Raw genomic sequence first — 22,106 nt, forward strand, 5'->3', positions numbered from 1 at the left:
GGGGACGATAGTGCCCGGCCCCCTCTACACCGTCAAAGGCCGGGGGACAAGGGCGAATCACCGGCGGCGGGCTGGTGCGAAGCAAACGCCCCTTGCGCTCCCCCACCGGGCGCGCTACTGCAAGGACATAACAGGAGGAAGAGCCATGTCCGACAACGATCGCGAAGCAAGGGCCGGTCGTCAGGCCGTGCGCCACTGGCTCGAAGACATGTGCACCGCCGTGCGCGACATCGAACGGGAAGCCGCCGACGCCCTGCACGACAAAGAGGATGAGACCGCCTACCGCGAGGCCATGCGCCGCAAGGCTCTTCTGCTGGCTTCGCTTCCCGACCGCGGACGGGACGCCGTATCCCTGCTGCCGCCTCAGGACCGCACTCCGGTCGAGGAACGGCTGCACCGCTTCGCCGCCAGTGCCGCCAACGCGCTCAGCATCGGGTCGGTGTTCTACATGTCGGCCCTGCTGTACCCCGAAGACCACGCACCGGGGGAGCCGAACGACCTCGAACGCTTCGCCGCCAGTTTCACCGAACCGGCCTGAACGCACGATGACGCCATGACCGGACGCTCCTGACGCCGCAAAAAGGCGTGTTCCAGACGATTGTTCAGGCCGGGGAGATTCCCCCGGCCTGAAAGAACGAGCATCCAGGTCTGCCCCGCATCCTCGTGACCTCTGGCAACATGGTCTGTCGCCGTGTCGGGGCGGTCACCTCTTCGGGTGCGCCAGACCTGCGCGACAGCCGATTCGAGCGAACAGGGTGAGGAAAACGAGGCAAACGGAGCAACGAAGTCGAACGGGCCGCATCGGACGAAACGAACCGGCCACCCCGGCCAAAAGGATCGAAAGGGCCTGACGTGACGCGGAACCGAGGCTAGCAAGCCACCACGGGAACACGGGCATCCGGGACGATACCGCTGGCATCCAGAGACTGCCGGAGCGAGCGCATCCACGCACATCCCCCCGGCACCGGCTCAGGATGTACCCCATGCCGAAAGCGTAGAAGACCGCTCGTCAGCTTCAGTTCTTCATGTTCACGAACTGGAGCGGGATGCCGAAATCGCCTTCACGAAGCAGGGCGATGACGTCTTGCAGGTCGTCGATCTTCTTTCCGGTGACGCGCACCTGCTGGTCCTGAATGGCGCCTTGCACCTTGAGCTTGCTGTCCTTGATGGCCTTGACGATCTTCTGCGCCACATCCTTGGCGATGCCTTCCTTGACCTGCACCTCACGCTTCACCGCGCCCCGCGACGTCGCCTCGATCTCCTTGAACTCAAGGCAGCGAGGGTCGATCTTGCGACGTACGCAGTGGGCGTGCAGCATTTCCTCAAGGGCACGCATCTTCATCTCATCGGCGGCAACGACGGTGATACGGAGATCGCCCTTGTGCAGGTCGATCTCGGTCGTGGTGTTCCGGAAATCATAGCGTGTCTCGATCTCCTTCTTCACGTTGTTGACGGCGTTGTCGAGCTCCTGAAGTTCTATCTTGTTGACCACGTCGAACGACGGCATAGCATACCTCCACGTCTTGAATGTCCGTCCGCATGTACCAGACAGGGCACAAGCCTTCAAGCGATGCCCGCCCTCCACAACACCCGCGACGAGACGCGAGCAACACGGTAGTCTGCACCTGCAGCCCTTCATCATCAAACGGGAACAATACCGCCCGTTATTCGTACGGTACGCGCCGCTCATCGCATGCGGCAGCATGGGCGACACCGGACACAGCATGGCGAGCTCGGGCAGGATGCGCTGGGGAACATGCGGGACACTGCGTGACACAACGGGACACAACGGGACTGGGGGGACAGGCGGGACAGCGCGCCGACAGCGCGCCGACAGCGAGAGGCGCAAAACCACGCCCTCTACCGACAGGCTATTCGTCTGAATCACCGCCCTGCCCCCGCATCCGGGAACTTCTGACGAGGTCGACCTGTTCCGCACCCGCAGGCGTCTGTCGTGGGAGACGCGAGGGAATCGTCGGGGGGTGTGCCGCCGGGGGCACGGCATGACGGGGCGGACGCGGACGCCCGCGGCGCGGCTGTTCCTGCGCCTCTTGCGGTGCAGCCGGACGTTTGCCTGCTGGCAGTCGCGGCTGGCGGGGAGGCATGGCCGGACGCGCCCCCTCCGGCCCGCGCACAGGCGCGCCATAATCGAAATCGGCAAGCCTCTCGCGCGGGATGACGGTGCCCAGTACCCGTTCGATGTTCCGCACCTGCGCCTCATCCGCCGGGGTGACAAAGGTCATGGCCGTTCCATTGCGGGCAGCACGCCCTGTGCGCCCCACCCTGTGGATATAGGCGTCGGCCGTCGACGGCACATCGTAGTTCACCACATGCGTCACCTGCGAGATGTCCAGCCCGCGTGCCGCCACATCGGTGGCCACCAGCACGTCGTAGCGCCCGTCGCGGAAGCCCTCGAGCGCGGCAAGTCGCCGTCGTTGCGACAACTTCCCCTGAAGGCAGGTGACGCTGAACCCCACGTTGTCGAGTTGCTGCCAGAGTCTGCGTGCCCCGTGGCGGGTACGCACGAAGACAACGACAGACCCCTCGGGCCCGCTTCGCAAAAACGTCTTGAGCAGGGGCGTCCGCAAATGGGCTGGCACGGGGTACAGGGCATGATGCACGGTGGATGCGGGTTGCACGGCGTCCACCTGCACCGTCACAGGCTGACGTAGCGCCTCGGCGGCAAGGACGCGCACGGCGTCGGGCATGGTCGCGGAAAAGAGCATCCGCTGGCAGGTCGCGGGCACCATGCCAAGCAGCATCCTCACATCCGCCAGAAAACCGAGGTCGAAGAGGGAATCGCCCTCGTCAAGCACCAGGACCTCAAGGGACGAAAGATCAAGGTTGCCACGCCGGATATGATCGAGAAGCCTGCCGGGGCACCCCACCACCACCTCGACCCCGGCCCGCAGCCGCAAGGCCTGCGCCACGACGCCCACGCCTCCGTAGATGGTCGTGCTACGCAGGCGCGACATCGAACCGAGACGCCGCACATGGTCATGGGTCTGTTCCGCAAGCTCACGCGTAGGGGCCACGACGAGGGCGCGCACCGCCCCTCTCGGACCATCCATGAGCCGCTGCAGCATGGGCAGCACGAATGCCGCCGTCTTGCCCGTTCCCGTCGCGGCAAGGGCCAGTACATCCTCTCCCGCCAAGGCGGGCGGGATGGCCCCACGCTGGACGGGTGTGGGCTGGCGATAGCCCATGCCGTCGAGCGCGGCGAGCAACCGGGGAGAGAGGGAGAGGTCTGCGAAAGTCACGGAGCGTCCTGCGGTTGCGGTTTTCGGCGGTGTCGTGCCAGAACGCCCATAGTACGTCGTGCCGTGCTGCGATGCAACGCACAGACATCACCTGCCGGAGGGGGGTGGACAACACCCGCGACCTGTGCGAGGTGACACACTCCACAAGAACCTCGCAGACGGGCGACGGGCAACGGGGCGCGGGCATACGGCATAGCCCGACGCGACCAGCAGCCCGACAGGCGTGGAGCACGGCCCATAGTAACGCCAGCTAGCCGTATACGGGGATTCGACAGGCTGCGACGCATCGTCGCAGGAGCCCGCCATCCGGCAGAGGCTCCCGGCAATCACCCGATGGCAACAGGATGGCGGCCTCCGACGGCCACCCCGGTCACCGGGCAGACGGCCAGCCAGCACACGGGGCGGCACCCCGCGCAGCCCCATACCGCAGTCGGGCGACGGGCCACCGGTTGCCAGCCCACACGTCTTCGCCTGCGCCCATCATGCGTCCATGCTCAACCGCCATCAGGACAGGTACATGCCTCTTCCCCTCCATGGGTACGCCCCCGATTCCGACATCGTCACACCGCGCCTCCTCTCCGAGGTCGCTGCCCGCTTCGACCTTGTACTGCTCGAAACACCACGTGGATACGCCTTCCCCGGAAGTCCCGAACGCTGTGTCAGCCGCCATGTGGTCAGGGCGCATCCCGCGCACGTTACGGCGCCGGAAGCGTCGTTGTGGATGGTCGAACGGCTTGCCCCCGGACAGGCATCGCGCCGCGGCATCATAGGCAGCCTTATTGCCCGCCTCGCCCGTGACGGACTCTCATGGGTACCTGCTCCACGCGCTGTCCGCAGACCGGACAGGGAAACGGGTGATGCCGACCCCTGCACCGTCTTGCCCCAACCCCTGACAGCGGCCCACACTTCTGGGCCGGACTCCGCACAGCCCCATCAGAAAGACGAAAAGCCCCACATGCGCGCGTATGTGCTCGACCACGCCGGATTCCCATGGCAGGTCACGCCGTTCATCGAAGGTGCCCCCCTCCCCCGTCCCGACTACCTCGGTCATGGGTGGCGCGGTGCGGCGGTGGCTGCGTGCATCCTCGACCTCGTCCATGCCGGAGGCGCACTGGAAACAATCCCGCCCGCAGAACACTGCGATGACGGACGGCAGGGCGTGGTAGCGTATGTGAAGCACATGGTCTCTGTCATTGCCGAACGCCATCCCGGAATACGCCAGCGCCTCGCCCCCGTCCTGCCCGTCATGGAGACACTGCCCGACGTGCTTGCCTCGCAGCCTGTGGTGCTGGCACATGGCGACCTGCACCCGCTGAACATCATCTGGAAGGGCGATGTCCCGGCACCCGACACCGCGCACCGGGATATACCGGGAACACCCGGCAGAGAGACCACACATCACGCCATCGCCGGGGTCATCGACTGGGAGTTCGCCGGAGCACGCCCTCTGTTGTACGACGCTGCCAACTGTGTCGGATGCGTCGGGTTCGAGCACCCTTCAGGACTGCGCGGCCCGTTCGTTCTCGGACTCGTACACACGCTGCACAGGGGCGGCATCTCCGCCGACATGCTGCGCCTGCTGCCCGACATGGTCATCGCCTCGCGCTTCGGCTGGCTTTCCGAATGGCTACGCAAGCGTGACCATGAGATGCTGGAGATGGAACTCGACTATTTCGACATCCTCGTGCACCAGCGCCGCGCCCTTGCCGACTTGTGGGGCACGTCAGGCGCGGCATCATAGGTGCGAACCGGCCCCCTGCACGGAGGCTGCAAGCCGGGTGAGGGGTACAGAGTATTCACGGCCTGTACAACACACAACGGCATTGCTATCTCTCAATGACGTGTCACGCCAATCCAAGGAGCACGCCATGACTGCCATTGAAACCCTGCTGCTAACCGGGCTTCTTCTTGCCACCGCCCTGCTGCCGCCGGCCCTTGCCCATGCGGCACAGCCTGCCCCGCCTCCACCAGCCGGGATGCAGGTAGCCGTCTTCGCTGGCGGGTGCTTCTGGTGCATGGAAAAGCCCTTCGATGCGGTGGAGGGGGTGCTGGAGACGACCTCTGGCTATACGGGCGGCACAGTGGAGTCACCGACCTACGAACAGGTCTCAAACGGCGGGACAGGTCACGCAGAAGCCTTGCGCGTCGTGTACGACCCCGCCAAAGTGAGCTATACCGCCCTTCTGGACACCTTCTGGCACAATGTCGACCCGTTCGACGCCGGAGGACAATTCTGCGACAGGGGCAGCCAGTATCGGTCTGCCATCTTCCCGCAGGACGCATCGCAACGCGCCGATGCGGAATCCAGCCTGAAAGCCCTCGAAGAACGATTCGGACGCCCCGTGGCGACCCGCATCGAACCGGCCGGTGCCTTCTGGCCCGCCGAAGAGTACCATCAGGACTATTACAAGAAGAATCCGCTACGTTACAGCTTCTACCGCTCCAATTGCGGTCGTGACCGCAAGCTCAAAGAGGTCTGGGGAAGTCCGAAGTAGCGCGCCCGCCTCCCGGCATGATGCAAAACGGGGACGCCTCACGGCGTCCCCGTTGCATATGCCCTGCTCGCATCTCCCGTCCGCAAGCGGACGAGAGATGCCGGTGCGATCACTCCCCGGCGGGGATATCGCGCGGCATGATCCATTCCAGAAGCATCTTCTGCTCCTCATGGCCCAGCGCCATCTGCGACATGCGGCACAGGTCGTAGGCGTTACGCAGAAACGACTTGGCCACCTCACGCAGGTTCACACTCTGCACTTCATTGAGCAGGTACCCGCCACGCCCGATGCCCACGAGGACGAAGTTGACATGCGCGCGCGCCACCGGCAGTCCGGCTTCGACGCACTTGTCACGGACGTTGCGCGAGGTCTGCGTCATGCTGAATCCGTTGGTGTTCACCTCTTCGACGATGAAACCGAGGAGGGTCCGGTAGTGTTCGGGCCGCAGCAAAGGCATGTCCGTGAGTCGATGCACCCCTTGGGCGAACTCGAAAAGCTCGGGGTAACGACTGCGGAAGTCCTCATGCGTGCTCCGTTCTTCCGGGGGCTGGTGACGCCCGGCCTCGAACAGGTACCCGGGGGGAACCGCCGAAAACTCGATGGGGGCTATCTCAAGATGGTCTATGAAATCGCGCAGCCTGCCGTAGCCGAACCATTCGGTCGAGGCATCAAGTTCACGCTGCAACAACTGCCCGACGGCGGCGATGGGCACCGGCTGGGGAGACTCCGCCACGGTGCGCCTGATGAGGTCGACGGCGCGGGTTGAGATGTCGAGGTCGACGATGGGCCCGGCAGTGGCAGCGGGGCCGCCGAATTCTTGCGGGTCTTCCTCGACTGCCTGCGCCACGAACCAGTCTTCACGGATACGCCACGAGGCTGCTGCGGCATAGGCGGGCGAGGTGTAGCCCACCGACAGGACAAGCGACCGCCGGGCATGTTCCTGAATACGGATGAGCAACGGCGTGAAGTCCGCATCGCCCGACAGGATGATGAACTCGTCGAAACGTGTGGTGTGGCTGAGCGCATCCATGCAGTCCATCACGAGATGGATGTCGGCACTGGTCTTGCCCTGCTGCGTCAGCGGCGGGCAATCGACGACCTGAAACGCGGCCCGGATGAAATAGGGGCGGTACTCCTGATACCATTCGGGGTTGAGATAGCAGATGCGCTTCAGAATGCGCCGCCGCACGCCATCGCCATACAGCATCTTGAGGGCATGCCCTTCAAGCCACTTGAGCCATCGCTGCGGGTTTCTCCCGAAGAGGCGCGCCGTTTCGGGGTCCATCTCCCGAAGGCGGGTGTAGATGTTGTCGAAGTCGACATACAAGGCACTATAGACCTCTTCATAACCGGTAAACTTACCCATAAAGATACTCCCAAGATGTTCATAAGGAGGCGTACGCCCTCTAGAAACGAGAACGAAGCCCGGTTTCTGCCGTTCTGCGGGTATGAGCCATACCCATGCTTTTGCCTTGCCTGCACCGGCGCAGACAGGACGATGCCGCACCCCGGGACTCTGCGTCATACATGCCGACGCGTGTCCGTATCCTGCGGCGCTTGTTCCACTATGACACTAGCACGCTGCACCTTTCGCGACAATCCCCGCATGAAAAAAAGGTGGACCGACGACACCGCCGATACGTTCCGTCTTCCCCAATATCCGTGCATGCACTAGTATGTGACAGTCCTCATCCATCCACAGCCCGCGGCGGATATGCACGTCCCGCACGGCTCATATCCCCCCGGCGGAAACCCCAGGAGGCCCCATGACACTGGCACACCGTACAGGCAGCATCCTCCTTGCGACATTGATGGCGTTGCTTCTCTGCAACGCGACACCGTCACATGCCGAAAGTCCCGATGCTCTTTTCATCAACATGACCACCGATGACGCGCACAGGGCGAACATGGGCATCGGCTTCGGCTACAACCAGTTGCAACGAGGGCACCCGCTCACCGTATTTCTCAACGACCGGGGCGTGATGCTTGCGGCCAAAGCCAACAGTGCCGCCTTCGAGCAACAGCAGAAGACGCTGGCGGCGGTCATCGCCAAAGGCGGCACGGTCTACGTCTGCCCTACCTGCATGAAGCACTACGGGCTTGCGGAAGCGGACCTCATGCCCGGTGCGAAGGTCAGCAACCCCGACCTGACGGAGAAGGCCCTGTTCTCGAACGATGCAAGGACACTCAGCTGGTAGGGCGGCGCATCTGGTCCATGAAGGACGCGCGTGCCGACGGCGCATAGACGCCCCTTCACGCTTTTCCCGAAAGAATGAAGGGCCACCGCCTTGCCGAGGCAAGACGGCGGCCCTTTTCAGACGTGATACTCCGTGAATCCGCTCACGCCGAAGCACTCCGGGAAGTCGACGGCAACGCCTACCCGCCGTTGCGGATGGCCCGTTCCTGCACGAGGAACGCCCCGGTCACGGATGCCGAGTCTGCGATAATCTCCTCCGGAGTTCCCGCAGAGACGATGCGCCCGCCATTCTCGCCACCACCCGGCCCGAGGTCGATGACATGGTCGGACGACAGGATGACGTCGGTGTTGTGTTCGATGACCACAACAGTCGCGCCCCTGTCCACAAGCTGATGTAACACGCGAATGAGCTTGCCCACCTCGTGCATGTGCAGCCCCGTGGTGGGTTCGTCGAGGATGTAGAGCGTGCCGGGCAGGCTACGCTTTCCGAGTTCGCGTGATATCTTGATGCGTTGCGCCTCACCACCCGAAAGGGTCGTCGCCGGTTGGCCCAGTCTGAGGTATTCGAGGCCAACGTCCTCGAGCACCCCAAGCCTGCGCTCCAGCACGGGATAGTTCTCGAAGAACTGCCGTGCCTGTCGCACGGTGAGGTCGAGCACCTCCGCTATGTTGAGGCCCTTGTACCGGACTTCGAGCGTCTCGTGGTTGTAACGACGCCCCTTGCAGACGTCGCACGTGACGAACACGTCGGGCAGAAAGTGCATCTCGACACGCAGCTGCCCGTCTCCGCCACAGGCTTCGCACCGTCCTCCACGCACGTTGAAGCTGAAGCGCCCCGGCTTGTACCCGCGCTTACGGGCATCTGCCGTCATGGCGAAGATGTCGCGTATCTCGTCGAATATCTTGGTATACGTCGCGGGGTTGGAACGCGGCGTCCGCCCGATGGGCGTCTGGTCGATGGCGACGATACGCTCTATCCTGTCGAGTCCGTCGATACCGCCGATGCTCCCCGGCGAATCGACCTTGATACCCCGCGCCAGCGCGACGTGCTTGTACAGCGTGTCCACCACAAGCGAACTCTTCCCCGACCCGGAGACGCCCGTGACACATGTCAGCACGCCGAAGGGGATGGAGCAATCGAGACCTTGCAGGTTGTTGGTGGTCACGCCGCGAAGCGTCAACGCGCCATCGCCCTTGCGCCGCGATTCCGGCAGGGGAATGGTCATCTCACCGCGCAGGTAGCGCGCCGTCAACGTGTCTGCGGTTCCAAGCAGGTCGGGCACGCGCCCGCTGAACACCACCTCGCCGCCAAGAGCACCCGACCCCGGCCCAAGTTCGATGACGGTATCCGCCTCGCGGATGGTCGCTTCGTCGTGTTCGACCACGAGCACGGTGTTCCCGCGCTGCTGCAACCTGCGCAGGGTGCGGATGAGCCGTTCGTTGTCCCGCGGGTGCAGCCCTATCGAGGGTTCGTCCAGCACGTAGGTCACCCCCACCAGTCCGGAACCGAGTTGCGAGGCGAGGCGGATGCGCTGTGCCTCGCCGCCGGAGAGGGTCGACATGTTGCGGCCCAGCGAAATGTAGTCGAGCCCCACGTTGACCATAAACTCAAGACGGTGCGTGAGTTCCTTGAGCAAGGGTTCAGCGACCAGCGTATGCCGTCCGTCGAAGCTGCGTTCGCGCAGCCATGCAAGGGCACGCGCCACTGAAAGCGAACAGAAACTATGGATGTCGAGGTCGTCGACGCGCACCGACAGCGCCTCGGGCCGCAGCCGTGCCCCATGGCACGCAGGGCAGGGGCGACTCTGGCGGTAGCGCGACATCTCGTCACGCCAAGCGTCACCGTACTGCATCCCGCTTTCAAGAAGCTGTGTCACACCGCTCCAGCCCGTGGGCGGCCCGAACGCCTCATCTGCCCCGCGCCTGCCCTTCTTCCGGGTGTCCGCACCGCCGCCGCTGCCTTCGTCACCGGCAGCCGCATGGGGCAATGAACCGTCGCCATGAAAGAGCACTTCCAGTCCTGCAGCGGGCCATGCGGAAAGGGGGGTGGAGAGAGTCACACCGAAACGCTTCGCCAGCTTCTCAAGGTCAGCCTGCCAGCGCGCGAAGACCCGAGGGTTCTTCCACGGCAGCAACGCGCCCGTGTTGAGCGAAAGCCCCCGGTTGGGCGCAAGGAGTGCGGGTTCGAAGTAGTCGACACTGCCAAGGCCAGAACAATGCGGGCACGCCCCCTGCGGACTGTTGAAGGAAAAGAGTTGCGGACTCGGCGCGGGCAGACTGATGCGGCAGGAGGGGCATACCGATTCGGTGGAGTGCACCGTCTCGCCCTGCCCCGGCACCTCGACGACGAGTCTTCCGTTACCGTAGCGCAACGCCAGTTCGACAGAATCGGCAAGGCGTCCGCGTATGCCTTCCTTGACCACGATGCGGTCGACCACGAGGTCGATGCAATGCTTGCGGTTCTTGTCCAGCGGCGGGACGTCGTCGATGGTCGTCGTCTCGCCGTTGACGCGCACCCGCACGAAGCCCTCGGCCTTCAGCTTCTTGAAGCGGTCTGCGTGCGTACCCTTCTGGTGTTCGACCAGCGGTGCCATGATGATGCATCGCGTACCCTCGCCCAGCGCGAGGATGTCTGCGATGATCTCATCCGCAGCACGCGCCTCGATGGGGCGTCCGCACTGCGGGCAGTACATGCGACCAAGCCGTGCATAGAACACGCGCAAGAAGTCGTAGACCTCCGTGACGGTGCCCACCGTGGAGCGCGGGTTTCGCGTAGAGGTCTGCTGCTCAAGGGATATGGCGGGAGAGAGGCCCTCGATCTTGTCGACGGCGGGCTTGTCCATCTGCGGCAGGAACTGACGTGCATAGGCGGAGAGCGACTCCACATAGCGGCGTTGTCCCTCGGCGTACACGATATCGAAGGCCAGTGTGGACTTGCCAGACCCCGAAGGCCCGCACACGACGACCAGTTCATCGCGCGGGATGTCGATGTCGACATTCTTGAGGTTGTGCTGGCGTGCCCCTTCGATGTGGATGCAATGTTTGCTCATGCGGCTGTTCTCCGGGCGCGGGCCGGGGGCGGTATGCCCCGTGCGTGCGCGCAAGGGCATAACATAATCCGCCTCCGGCCGGGTGCAAGCCCCCTTGACGATTCCGGTCAGCCGAAGATGCGAGCCAGCACCACGGCATAGACCAGGGCTGGCAGCATGTTGGAAAGAGGAATGCGCTTGAGTTCCAGCAGGTTGATGCCGATGCCGAGGATGAGCACCCCGCCAGTGGCGGTGAGTTCGTTCATCACCACCGGGCCGAGATAAGGCTGCAACGTACCCGCAAAGAGGGTCAGGCCCCCCTGATACAGCAGCAGCGGCACGGCGGCGAAAAGCACGCCCACCCCCATGGCCGAAGCCAGCGCCACCGAAGCGAACCCGTCGAGAATGGACTTGGTGAGCACGATGGTGCGGTCGCCGCGCAGCCCCTCGTCGAACGGCCCGAGAATGGCCATGGAACCTATGCAGAACAACACCGTGGCGTTGACCAGCCCCTCCGTGAAGCGGGGATTCGACGACTTGAGCCGTGCCTTGAGGGCCTCGCCACCTTTGACGAACAGGTCTTCAAGACGCATGAGTTCGCCCGTGACCGCACCACCGAGGATACTGAAGATCATGATGAGAGGATTCGCAGTCTTGAAGGCCATCTGCATGCCGATGACCATGGTGCATAATCCAAGCCCCTGAAACACGATGGCGCGCACACGGTCGGGAAGACGCGCGCCAAGAAGCAGGCCAATGAACCCGCCGCCCACCACGGCGGCGGCGTTGACCAGTGAGCCGAGAGGCAGGATCATGATGCTCCCCTTTTTGTGCGGTTAATCAGGCGCTTGATAGCCCATATCATGGGATATTGGAAGCATATCCGAACTGTTTGATCGCACAGGCTCATGGACAGATGCGATGACGGGGGCTATCATCCGGATGTGGCATTTTCAGGTGTGCCACATCAACGATTGTAAGGAGTCGTTTCATGTCCCGCCTCATGCGCCTTTACGGATTCCTCCTGCTGGTCTTCGCCTCGACCACCGCCTACGCCGAGACAACACGCCCCACCGCGCTGGATGTATTCAGGCAGATGCCCGCCACCATCTTCGAGAATACAGCCGAAGGGCTGACCGAAGATGAGAAGCTGCAACTCACTGAACAAGGCGAATCGCACTACTGGGCCATCGTCACAGACACACCCGACAGGCTTGTGGTGGCCTCGCTGCCTTTTCTGGAAAGCCGTGTTGCCGTCCACCTGTTCCTCAATGACGGCAACACGGGTGTTGCCGTCGTGGGTACGAACAGCGGCGCTGCCTGCACCATCGAGGTGTGGCGCCTCGAGACGGGTGGCAGACTCGTGCCTGCCGCCGGCCCAGACGAACCGCCCGCGTCGGACTTCTTCGTACAGGGCAACTCGCTGCCGGAGGGCATCGACCCCTCCATCATGCTCTGCCTTGGCGACGCCAACCTCGAAGCCCGCCCCCTTTTCTGGACGGAGACGGGCCTTGCCGACATCAAGCCCGACAACACCGTCGACTTCATATGGAACGGCAGAACGTTCGAAAAGCGCATCCGTCCGGCAGCGTCCGGCAACGGACAGGCCAACGACACCCCCAACACGGTACAGCAATAGCCGCGGTGCGGGCTTGACCACGCCCGCACACTATGACATTAGCTTTCTGCCGTGAGACGGCTCATGCCGGAATGGTGGAATTGGTAGACGCAGCGGACTCAAAATCCGCCGGTGGCAACACCTTGTCAGTTCGAGTCTGACTTCCGGTACCAGAATGAAAACAAAGGGATACGACCACTTTCAACGAGTGGGACGTGTCCCTTTGTTTTTGTCCCTCGCCTTTCTGTCCCTCATCTGTCCCACTCCTGCCCCACTGTGGGGTGTCACCCAAGTTGAGAAAATGCGTCACGCAAGTTGAGAAAGCTGTTTTCTCATCTGGCGTGACAGGGCAAAGCGCTTGCGCGAAATTGGCGGCCTTCTCGCGGTCGATGTGGCGCGCGGGTGTTGCAACACGCGCTTGCGCCAGCTGGCCATCGGAAGCCACCCGCATAAAACGTCATTCCCCGTACCGCCCATGTCAGGCATCACTTACTAATACCCTTCGAATCAGGTAGCGTGTAGCGCTTATCACAAGGCGTAAAGCCATACGCGTGACACGCCGTGTGCGGGGCGGCAGTGCTGTGACAGCCGGGCACGGCATTACACCGGGGGGACCTATGAACCACGAATTCCATTATTGGATGACGGGCATCATCGCCCATGCGGCAGGCTTCGACGAAGACGAGGCGCAGACCATCGCCCACGCTTCGCAGTATGTCGACGACAACGACAAGCACCTCATGGTCGAACTTCCTGAACATGGCGGCATGTATGAAGCCTACATCAGCCAGACCATGAACATCCTCAAGCCGAAGCAGACGCTGATGCGCATCTACCCCATCTTCCATTTCATTCCCGGCGCACCCGAGGCACCATCGGCCCGACGCGGGGACGGCAAGATGCACATTCTCACCACAACGCCCGACAGCGAACGCGCCAACCGCATCTTCGATGCCGCATTGTCCGACATCTCATCGCACAGGCTTCACCGCATCGCCGTGGCGACCCATGCCTACGCAGACACATGGGCACACCAGAACTTCGTCGGCTGGCATGACGCCATCAACGGCATGAGCCTGAACCCCCTGCCCAACATCGGGCATGCCGACTACGCCCACCACCCCGACCTTGTGGCGCACCGCTGGCAAGACAGGCGTGTGCTCGACAACGCTGTCAGCAACAACGAGCGCTTCATCGCCGCGGCAGGGCACATCTATGCGAAATTCCGCAGCATTCCCGGCATGCGCCCCGCCAACAGGCCTTGGGAGGCGCTTGCCGACGACCTTCGCAAGGCGATGGGTGCCGTATCAGACGACGTGACGAACAAGGGAGAGGCACGGCGCATCGCCGCCTACAGGCGACTGCTGGAAATGGACGAGTACTCGCCCACGCGCTGGTTCGATGAAGCCATCGCAACGCAGGTGAACGGGCTGGACGACATGCATACCAAGGGGCCGACCATCTTCCGCGACAGCTACACCTTCAGGGGTAACCACTGGCAGTCGACCGACTGGGCGCACTTTCAGGACGCAGTGAAGGCACACCAGAAATACTGCATGAGCGATATGGACGCCCTGTTCAGCCAGATGGGCATCAGGCTTGGAGACCATTAGCCGAACAGCCCCGGCACGATAGAAGCATGGCAGGGAGTGCGCCTTGGTCATGTCGGGGAGTGAACAGGGGCCGGAAAGGGCAGAACGCTTCAGCCTACCAGCATCACTCTGGATGTGCTGCAAGCAAATGAGATTCAGCGTGTCGAGTGGCATGGCACGATGGCGCGTGCCACTCGCACGACAACGGCGACCCGTGCCGGATTCAGCGCGTTGTATCGCACCAGCCACGCCAGTAGGTGTGCAGGTCCCTGATGCGGCTGGCACATAGTAACGGCATGGCCTCATGCAGACGTTCCAGAGGCCAGTCCCACCACTGCATCTCCAGAAGCAATGCAATGTTCTCTTCATCGAAACGCTTACGAATGAACTTCGCCGGATTGCCGCCCACAATACTGTAGGGTTCGACATCGCGTGTGACCAGCGCACGACTGCCGATGACAGCCCCGTCCCCGATGCTGACACCGGGCATGATCATCGCCTCGGTCCCTATCCAGACATCGTTGCCGACAAGGGTATCGCCAGCGCGCACGAATCCGTCCACTGCCCCCGAAAAGGCTGCTTCGTCCTGCATGTAGAAGAAGGGAAAGGTCGCCGCCCATTCAAGCTGATGCCCCTGATTGCCAGCCATGATGAAGCTTGCACCGCTGCCGATGGAACAGAAACTTCCGATGACGAGTCTGTCCACGTCATCGCGGTCGGGGGCGAGATAGCGGGCGCAGTCGTCGAAGCCATGTCCGTGGTAGTACCCGGAATAGTAGCTGAAACGCCCGACTCTGATGTTCGGGTTGGTTACCTGCTGTGACAGCGGAATCCCCTCAAAGGGACTCCTGAATGGAGAGTCGGACACAGTATCCTCCCATGGGGATGGCTCAAGTCTTACGGCCCATACAGGATGCGCTGGCGCGCCGCAAGAAACGCGGGTCACACGAACGGCCTCCCCCCACACATGGCAGGCGGAGGCCGCGTCAGTACGTCAAGACACATGCGGGGTTACTTCAATGCACCCCTGGCCCGAAGCTTCTTGTCCGCCTCGACAACGCCATAGGCGAGGACCGAGACACCAAGGATACGCAACCATGCCCCCAGTCCTATGGGGGCGCTACCGAACAGCCCGTTCATGACAGGCACATAGGTGAACGCCACCTGCAAGACGATCATGCACGCCGCCCCGAGCAACGTCCACGGGTTGCTCATGATACCAAGCTCGAAGGGAGACCGGGTGAAAGACCGGCTATTGAACAGATAGAAGGTCTGCACCAGAACGAACACGTTCACCGCAACGGTACGTGCCGCCTCCTGCGTGTGCCCCTGCGCCAGTTCGAACTTGTAGAGTCCGAAGGCAGACACCAGAAGCAGCGAGCCCACAAGAACGATGCGCCGGAAGAGCTCACGGTCGAGAATGGGGTGCGCCGGGTCGCGCGGCTTGCGCTGCATGAGGCCCGGTTCCATGGGCTCAAAGGCCAGCATGATGCCCAGGATGCTGGCGGTTGTCATATTGATCCACAATATCTGCACGGGAAGGATGGGCAGTGCCATGCCAAGCAGCACCGCCACCAGAATGACCAGCCCTTCGCCAAGGTTGGTCGGCAACGTCCACACGATGAACTTGAGCAGGTTGTCGTACACGCCGCGCCCCTCTTCGACGGCAGCCTTGATGGTCGCGAAATTGTCGTCGGTGAGCACCATGTCCGAAGCTTCCTTGGCGGCCTCTGTCCCTCCGTGCCCCATGGCAACGCCGATGTCCGCCTGCTTGAGTGCGGGGGCGTCGTTGACGCCGTCCCCCGTCATGGCGACGACCTCGCCCCTGCTCTGCAACGCCATGACCAGTCGCAACTTCTGTTCCGGCGCGACACGCGCGAAGATGGATGTCTCAGCGGCATGACGCACCAGTTCATCGTCGGTCAGTCCCGCAAGTTGCGCACCCGTGAGCACCTTGCAGGCGGGGTCGCCGGGGCATCCGGCATCGCCAAGGCCGATCTGCTTGCCGATGGCGGCGGCTGTCACGGCATGGTCGCCTGTTATCATCTTGACCTTCACGCCCGCACCATGGAATGCGGCGACAGCCGCCACCGCCTCGGCCCTGGGCGGGTCGATCATGCCCTGCAACCCGACCACGACAAGTCCGGACGCGACATCATCATGTGTCAGATGCGCCACACCCACACCGTCCACGCGCTGGGCCAACGCAAGCACACGCAATCCCTGCACCGCCATGCGTTCGACCTCTTCGCGAAATGCCGCGACATCAAGCGGAACGAGCGTGCCATCGTCCAGCAGCATCCGGTCTGCGCGTGACAGGACGGCCTCGACCGAACCCTTCACGTAGACCACCGGGCCAGCCTCGCCATGATGCAGCGTCGCCATGTACTGATGCTCGGACTCGAACGGCAAGGCATCCGCGCGGGGCGCAGTCCTCAACGCGTCGGCGACATGAATGCCCGCCTTCGCAGCCACAACCAGCAATGCGGCCTCGGTGGGGTCGCCCTCGACCTTGTCGCCTTCGGGGGTTGCTTCGATGCGGGTATCATTGCAAAGCGCACCACCCAGCAACGTGGCGAACAGGGCCTTCCGGCCCGAAAGTTCAGCCATGGCAAGTCCACGATGCGCATCATCACCGGCAGGCGCATATCCCTCGCCACTGGGCATGATGTCCCCGGTGGGCCGATAGCCTGTCCCGGTTACGGCATACCGTCTGCCCGCCGCATAGAGGGCGGTGACGGTCATCCTGTTCTCGGTGAGCGTTCCGGTCTTGTCGGAACAGATGACGGAAGCCCCGCCAAGAGTCTCAACGGCCGGAAGGTTACGGATGATGGCCCCGCGCGACGCCATGCGCGACACGCCAATGGCCAGAATGACCGTCACGGCTGCCGGAAGGCCCTCGGGGATGGCACCCACCGCAAGCGCGACCGCTGCCATGAACATCTCCGCTGCCTTCTCGCCGCGTGCCACTCCGGCGACGAAGGTCAGCACCGCAAGAGCCATGATGGCCCACAACAACAGGTGACTGAACTTCTCGATACGGCGGGTGAGGGGTGTTGCCAGTGTGTCGGCCTCATGCACCATGGTCGAGATACGCCCGATTTCGGTATGGTCGCCCGTGGCGACCACCACCCCCGTGGCAGTGCCGTAGGTGACCAGCGCCGAAGCGTAGGCCATGTTGGTGCGGTCTGCGAGAACGGTCTCCCGTGGCAGAGTGCCCACCGCCTTGGAGACAGGTACGGATTCTCCCGTAAGGGCCGATTCGTCGACCCGCAGGTCTTTGACAGTGACGAGACGCAAGTCAGCGGGAACTTTATCGCCGCTGCGCAACAGCACCACGTCTCCGGGCACGAGGTCCACGGCGCCGATACGCCGGACACCACCTGACCGGACGACCTCGGCCTCTGCCACCATCGAACGGGCCAGTGCCTCTAGCGCACCGGCAGCCTTGGCCTCCTGAATGTAGCCGACGATGGCGTTGACCAGCACCACACCGATGATGACGGAAGAGTCGACGACCTCGCCCAGCACAGCCGTGATGAGCCCGGAAAGCAGCAGCACATAGATGAGCGGCTGATGGAATTGCAACAGGAACCGCTCCAGGGGCGTCTTTCCTCGACGTCCTGTGAGAGCGTTGGGGCCGAACTCTACCGCCCGCCGCTGCACCTCGAAGGTGTCCAGCCCCTTCTGCGGGTCGGTCTGCAGGGCTTCCGTAGCCTTTTCAGCACTGAGATGGTGCCAGAGCTTTCCTGTCAGAGAATCCATGCTTGCTCCTTGTGGCAAATGGTCCAAGGATATTGCAACACTCCATGCAAAAGATATCATCACCTATCATTCTGAACAGTCAACCACTAGTATACACTGAAGAAGAGAGAAGACTCAACAGTAGAGTCCACTTCGTGGCCCCGTAACGATGGCCGGACGGTCTTTTTCTTACGAGGCCAAAGGCATTGAGTTTTCCGCCACTGGAATGCCAGATCCCGCAGGTCAAGACCCCTCTCATACGGCGCATACCCAATCCAGATTCGATAGAACTCGGCCGTGACAGCCCTTGCAGGAGAGCCTTGGCGAAGACGTGCGGAGCCCGTTGGCAAGATTCATATCGCTTTCAGCTGCGCAATTGTGTACCAGTCTCCCACGCACGATTGCGCCGACATCATAGGTGCCACATGCAGGTTCCGCACAAGAGGAAAATGCTCGCCAGCCGTACGCCTCACACCTGTTCCTGCAATTACTGCCCTGCCGTGTGCCGTGTATAAGGCTATGCCTTTACCTAGCCTGAGGGCGCACGCTACAATGCGGGTTGAACTGGGGCTGCACTGGTTCGTCAGATGCAATTTGCCGGGTTTACAGGACCGCCGAGAATGGACTTGAGGTGTGCACATTCGTCAGGTCGAGTCTGCATGGGCCCATTCGGTCGGTTTGAGCAGGGCAAAACGGATTCCGCCCCTGTTTTTCCACAGCCATTCAACGGCAGGACGCCGGACTTGATATCATGCTCGTTGGTCAACTGGCACATGACTCTGCACTCATGCTCATCGCGCGCAAACAGGTCGGGGGCGGAACACCCGCTCTTTCCGGTCAGTTCGCGCCTCCCCTCCCTGCATGTTTTCAACGTCCTTTCCGGCGGTTTCTGGGTGGGAACAGGCACAGTGTGACAAGCCTGGGCCGAGCACACACCCCACCGTTACGACTCGAATTCGCGGATGGCCCGCATTGGGCTGAAACACAGGCATACCCCATGGTCGGGGCCATGCCTGATATGACACCTGCGACCATAACAGTGCATATAATGCCCGGTACGCCTCATTTCATGTACACAGCCAGCCCATCCGAGGCCATGAACGCCAACGGGTACCTGTACGGAAGAATCCGCCTTACGAAAACTCACACTTCCCTTGCCGGAGAATACACCCCCCTGACAGGCGAAGACGAGGCATCTGCACTCGCGTTGTCAGGGAGGCAACCCACTCCGAGGATATGATCAGGTTGGCGGTGCACCACGTCGCCCCAGCTCAACAGGGAAAACGCTTTGAAATGCTTTTTCAGGAGGATACATGGACATCACATGCACTCTTTCCAACAATCGAGCTCTGGTAGGATTATCCGGACGCATGGATGCTGTAACCGCCCCTGCGTTCGAGCAACATTGTGAGTCTCTGATAACGCAGGGAACCACCGCCGTCATCGCGGATATGTCCGGCCTTGAGTACATCAGCTCTGCGGGGCTGCGCAGCATCCTGTCGTCTGCCAAGAAGCTGCGCACAGCAGGAGGCAACCTTTCGTTTTGCGGCATGACCGGAATGGTTGACGAGGTATTCCGCGTTTCCGGATTTTTCAAAATGTTCCGTGTGTTTGCCACAAAAGACGAAGCACTTGCAGAATGACACGGAACTGCGTGTCGCTTCGCTTCGACCACGGGGAACAGCCTTGCCGGAGTTCAGTTGTCTCTTCGCAAGCGAAGCGTTACACGAAGCGTCCCTGAATTGCTTCTGGGTGTATCGAGCTGGTTTTGGAGGAGTGTGTCGCCCCAGCACAGGCAGCTAGCTATCCGGAAGGCGTGAGCGATATGGAATTGGAGTGCGGCGAAGAGGTAGAGGGGTCAGACACGCCTGCTATGCCCTCCGGCATCCAGCAGGACGTGGGTGTCCCTCTGACCTGCGGACAGGCAAACATGCCCCGGACGCCTCGCTAGGGTCACAGCCTATCGCCAGACTCGGCCATATCTCATGCGGAGACTGACGGTGCACTGCGAATACCAGCGTAATGCCGACGCCAACGAGTCAAGAGCCTACTTCAGCAAGGAGGACAAACGGTAACCACACAGCCAGCTGCATCCCTTTCCGGTCTTCGCTGTGCCCACACGCTCTCGCGCGGTATGCTCTTGCTACCAAGGCCGAATTGACACTCAAGCCATGCGCAGCCAATCTGATAGATTTCGCAACAATGCACTCACCCTGATCATCTTAGTAACGTGGAGTATATATGTTAGAAAGCTGGATTATTCTTTTTTTGTCCATTTTTTGCGAAGTCACCGGGACCTCGTGCTTGAAGCTGTCGGATGGATTCTCCAAAATCATTCCGACTATCTCTGTTTTTCTCTTTTATGGATTGGCCCTCTGGGGACTCTCTGTGGTGGTGAAGAAAATGGACGTAAGCATCGCCTATGCTGTGTGGTCAGGCGTAGGGACAGCAACGGTAGCCATGATCGGGATTTGTATTTTTGGAGAAAGGGCAACAGTCGTAAAGATATGCTCACTGTTACTCATCATCATAGGAGTAGTAGGTCTCAACTACACTTCTTCAGGGGAATGACCTAAACGGCCCTTTCCTCCCAGCACTGATGAACATAAGCTTTCAGTTTTTTCGCAAAATCAGAGAATGTATGTATCGATTCAAATCCTGGTTCAACACCGTTCAAATATTGCAGCATCAAATTCTCGCTGCTGTTGTAACCAGATGACACTCCGGCAAAGAAGAACCCCATCGACTCAAACTCACTGCACATTTCCAAAGTCATTGCATTTGCGAGAGGAAGCCCGAGCTGGATAGATGGAATCCCTTGAACGACAGCCTTGTAGAACTCACTTTTCAGATGGGAGAACGTATCAGGGCCGTATTCCTTTACCACAATCAGCATCCAGCCTTCCTTGAACTCTACATCCGTCACGATTTGCGAACACCCACGCATTGAATCGCTTTCAGCAGTCTTTTCAGCAACGACCGGTTCAACCCCCATGTGTGCGTATATATCCAAAATCATCTCCCTGTGGCGAGGCGGAAGAAACAGGGGGGCGGATTCTCTCGCACCAAGATATCTTACAAGCCCTAGGTTGCCTATCCTATGCAATGAAGACTCTTCATTCTGCTTATGGCGGGAGGCTGTATTCAGCGCAAGATACAGGGCGTTTTCAGAAAAACCATCAGCCAGGCATCCTTTTTGCGCGTATATATGATTGGTCACGACATAAGATTGAATTGCGTACACACCTCGTCGCTTGGCATCTTCAATCAGTATTGCAGGCAACTTCGTAGTGTCACGACTTTTGAAATTCTTATCACTTACCACATAGGTCAACTCCTCCACCCGGTCTCCAGAGATGTCCTTCAGAAGAGCGAAGTGGGCTATCAACTCTCCGCATTCAGCCTCTGCAACGACTGAAACCATCCTCTTTTCCGCAAGCATCTCTTTAACCATATCAGGATAATATATACTCTCACCGAACAACACTGCATCATGCGACCGCAAGACAAGACGAGAAATCTTCTCTGCGTCTTCAGGCACTGCAAATCGCTTGGTATGCTCAGTTGCAACTCGAAGTGTTCTTTTACGCTGGACCGCATCTTTAACTTTCTGTTCAGGAATGTATTTTTCAAAATACAGATCTCTCGCCCCATCTTCACTAATAGAAACACGAAAACTATCTGACATGTTTTTCATAAGATGATAACTCAAGCCAGTCGTGTCATTGTATTGTGACACTCTTTGAAAATTATACTGCGGAAGTTTTTCAGGCTCCAAAGGCAAACATACGCTGTCAATTTTAACCCCAAGCCCTGACGTTATGTTATAGATTGTGATATCGACCTCATTCTCTGTATCCCCAAACCCCATCTCGATCGAGTTGGTCAGGGCCTCTTCCACAACAAGGCAAAACGTCTGCACATCTTCCTGTGAAAAGCCTCTTGCCCTCGCGCATTCACGCGCTGCGCTGCAAACGACTGATATATTCTCTACATTCTCAGGAATCTGCATCCCGAATATTTTCTTGCTCTTCATCAACGCCACCCTACTATTCCATAGTTGATATTCAGGCATTTCCGACTGCGAATCGGCGGTGTCGGACCGACCATGCAACACATACCATATCTCGCAAAGCGGCCCCAACCTTCATACGTAATCACGGCTACGAGA

16 protein-coding genes and 1 tRNA gene are annotated in these 22,106 nt (G+C 60.8%); 9 read left to right on the forward strand and 8 right to left on the reverse strand.

Translation table 11 applies throughout. The features are described 5' to 3' along the window. Positions 1 to 145: 145 nt before the first annotated feature. The gene (locus DVU_RS09375) at positions 146 to 538 is read left to right on the forward strand and encodes a hypothetical protein (protein WP_010939266.1); all 393 of its coding nucleotides are present in this window, start codon (positions 146 to 148) and stop codon (positions 536 to 538) included. Positions 539 to 1,015: 477 nt separating this feature from the next. Here DVU_RS09375 and DVU_RS09380 read toward each other — a convergent pair whose 3' ends face one another. Continuing rightward, positions 1,016 to 1,507 carry a YajQ family cyclic di-GMP-binding protein gene (locus DVU_RS09380; protein WP_010939267.1) on the reverse strand — a complete coding sequence of 164 codons (492 nt, stop codon included), beginning with the start codon at positions 1,505 to 1,507 and terminating at the stop codon, positions 1,016 to 1,018. Between the two features lie 364 nt (positions 1,508 to 1,871). Further along, positions 1,872 to 3,260: a DEAD/DEAH box helicase gene (locus tag DVU_RS09385; RefSeq protein ID WP_010939268.1), complete on the reverse strand. Its 1,389-nt coding sequence runs from the start codon at positions 3,258 to 3,260 to the stop codon at positions 1,872 to 1,874. 517 nt (positions 3,261 to 3,777) lie between these two features. Between DVU_RS09385 and DVU_RS09390 the strand changes: the two genes are divergently transcribed. Next, positions 3,778 to 5,001, forward strand: coding sequence for a phosphotransferase (locus DVU_RS09390; RefSeq protein ID WP_010939269.1), 1,224 nt, complete (start codon positions 3,778 to 3,780; stop codon positions 4,999 to 5,001). A gap of 127 nt (positions 5,002 to 5,128) precedes the next feature. Further along, a complete protein-coding gene (msrA, locus tag DVU_RS09395) occupies positions 5,129 to 5,755 on the forward strand; it encodes a peptide-methionine (S)-S-oxide reductase MsrA (RefSeq protein WP_010939270.1) in 627 nt (208 codons plus the stop codon). 109 nt (positions 5,756 to 5,864) lie between these two features. Here msrA and DVU_RS09400 read toward each other — a convergent pair whose 3' ends face one another. Next, the gene (locus DVU_RS09400; RefSeq protein ID WP_010939271.1) at positions 5,865 to 7,121 is read right to left on the reverse strand and encodes an NYN domain-containing protein; all 1,257 of its coding nucleotides are present in this window, start codon (positions 7,119 to 7,121) and stop codon (positions 5,865 to 5,867) included. Between the two features lie 400 nt (positions 7,122 to 7,521). On the opposite strand from DVU_RS09400, the gene DVU_RS09405 reads away from it, so the two are divergent. Further along, entirely contained in the window at positions 7,522 to 7,953 is a 432-nt protein-coding gene (locus DVU_RS09405) for a DsrE family protein (RefSeq protein ID WP_010939272.1), read from the forward strand. Between the two features lie 178 nt (positions 7,954 to 8,131). On the opposite strand, the gene uvrA is transcribed toward DVU_RS09405, so the two are convergent. Together uvrA and DVU_RS09415 are read right to left on the reverse strand one after the other, a co-directional pair. Then, positions 8,132 to 11,002 (reverse strand): excinuclease ABC subunit UvrA, encoded by a 2,871-nt coding sequence (gene uvrA / locus DVU_RS09410; protein ID WP_010939273.1) that lies wholly within the window; start codon positions 11,000 to 11,002, stop codon positions 8,132 to 8,134. A 107-nt stretch (positions 11,003 to 11,109) separates the two neighbouring features. Further along, a complete protein-coding gene (locus DVU_RS09415; protein ID WP_010939274.1) occupies positions 11,110 to 11,796 on the reverse strand; it encodes a DUF554 domain-containing protein in 687 nt (228 codons plus the stop codon). A gap of 176 nt (positions 11,797 to 11,972) precedes the next feature. Between DVU_RS09415 and DVU_RS09420 the strand changes: the two genes are divergently transcribed. From DVU_RS09420 to DVU_RS09430, 3 genes are all read left to right on the forward strand, one after another. Beyond that, complete coding sequence (locus tag DVU_RS09420; RefSeq protein ID WP_010939276.1) at positions 11,973 to 12,620, forward strand: hypothetical protein; 648 nt, start codon at positions 11,973 to 11,975, stop codon at positions 12,618 to 12,620. A 65-nt stretch (positions 12,621 to 12,685) separates the two neighbouring features. Then, positions 12,686 to 12,772: transfer RNA gene (locus DVU_RS09425), tRNA-Leu, on the forward strand. A gap of 444 nt (positions 12,773 to 13,216) precedes the next feature. After that, a complete protein-coding gene (locus DVU_RS09430; RefSeq protein WP_010939277.1) occupies positions 13,217 to 14,212 on the forward strand; it encodes a DUF6765 family protein in 996 nt (331 codons plus the stop codon). A gap of 202 nt (positions 14,213 to 14,414) precedes the next feature. On the opposite strand, the gene catB is transcribed toward DVU_RS09430, so the two are convergent. Then, positions 14,415 to 15,059 carry a type B chloramphenicol O-acetyltransferase gene (catB, locus tag DVU_RS09435; protein WP_010939278.1) on the reverse strand — a complete coding sequence of 215 codons (645 nt, stop codon included), beginning with the start codon at positions 15,057 to 15,059 and terminating at the stop codon, positions 14,415 to 14,417. A 143-nt stretch (positions 15,060 to 15,202) separates the two neighbouring features. Next, positions 15,203 to 17,956: a cation-transporting P-type ATPase gene (locus DVU_RS09440; RefSeq protein ID WP_010939279.1), complete on the reverse strand. Its 2,754-nt coding sequence runs from the start codon at positions 17,954 to 17,956 to the stop codon at positions 15,203 to 15,205. 1,292 nt (positions 17,957 to 19,248) lie between these two features. Here DVU_RS09440 and DVU_RS09445 point away from each other — a divergent pair. Together DVU_RS09445 and DVU_RS09450 are read left to right on the forward strand one after the other, a co-directional pair. Next, complete coding sequence (locus DVU_RS09445) at positions 19,249 to 19,578, forward strand: STAS domain-containing protein (protein WP_010939281.1); 330 nt, start codon at positions 19,249 to 19,251, stop codon at positions 19,576 to 19,578. A gap of 598 nt (positions 19,579 to 20,176) precedes the next feature. Next, positions 20,177 to 20,506, forward strand: a complete 330-nt coding sequence (locus DVU_RS09450; protein WP_010939282.1) for a DMT family transporter — start codon at positions 20,177 to 20,179, stop codon at positions 20,504 to 20,506. A gap of 1 nt (position 20,507) precedes the next feature. Here the strand turns inward: DVU_RS09450 and DVU_RS09455 are convergent, their stop codons facing one another. Then, positions 20,508 to 21,971 carry an ATP-binding protein gene (locus tag DVU_RS09455; protein ID WP_014524359.1) on the reverse strand — a complete coding sequence of 488 codons (1,464 nt, stop codon included), beginning with the start codon at positions 21,969 to 21,971 and terminating at the stop codon, positions 20,508 to 20,510. Positions 21,972 to 22,106 lie beyond the last annotated feature (135 nt).

The sequence above is a fragment of the Nitratidesulfovibrio vulgaris str. Hildenborough genome, from assembly GCF_000195755.1.
GTDB lineage: Bacteria > Desulfobacterota > Desulfovibrionia > Desulfovibrionales > Desulfovibrionaceae > Nitratidesulfovibrio > Nitratidesulfovibrio vulgaris.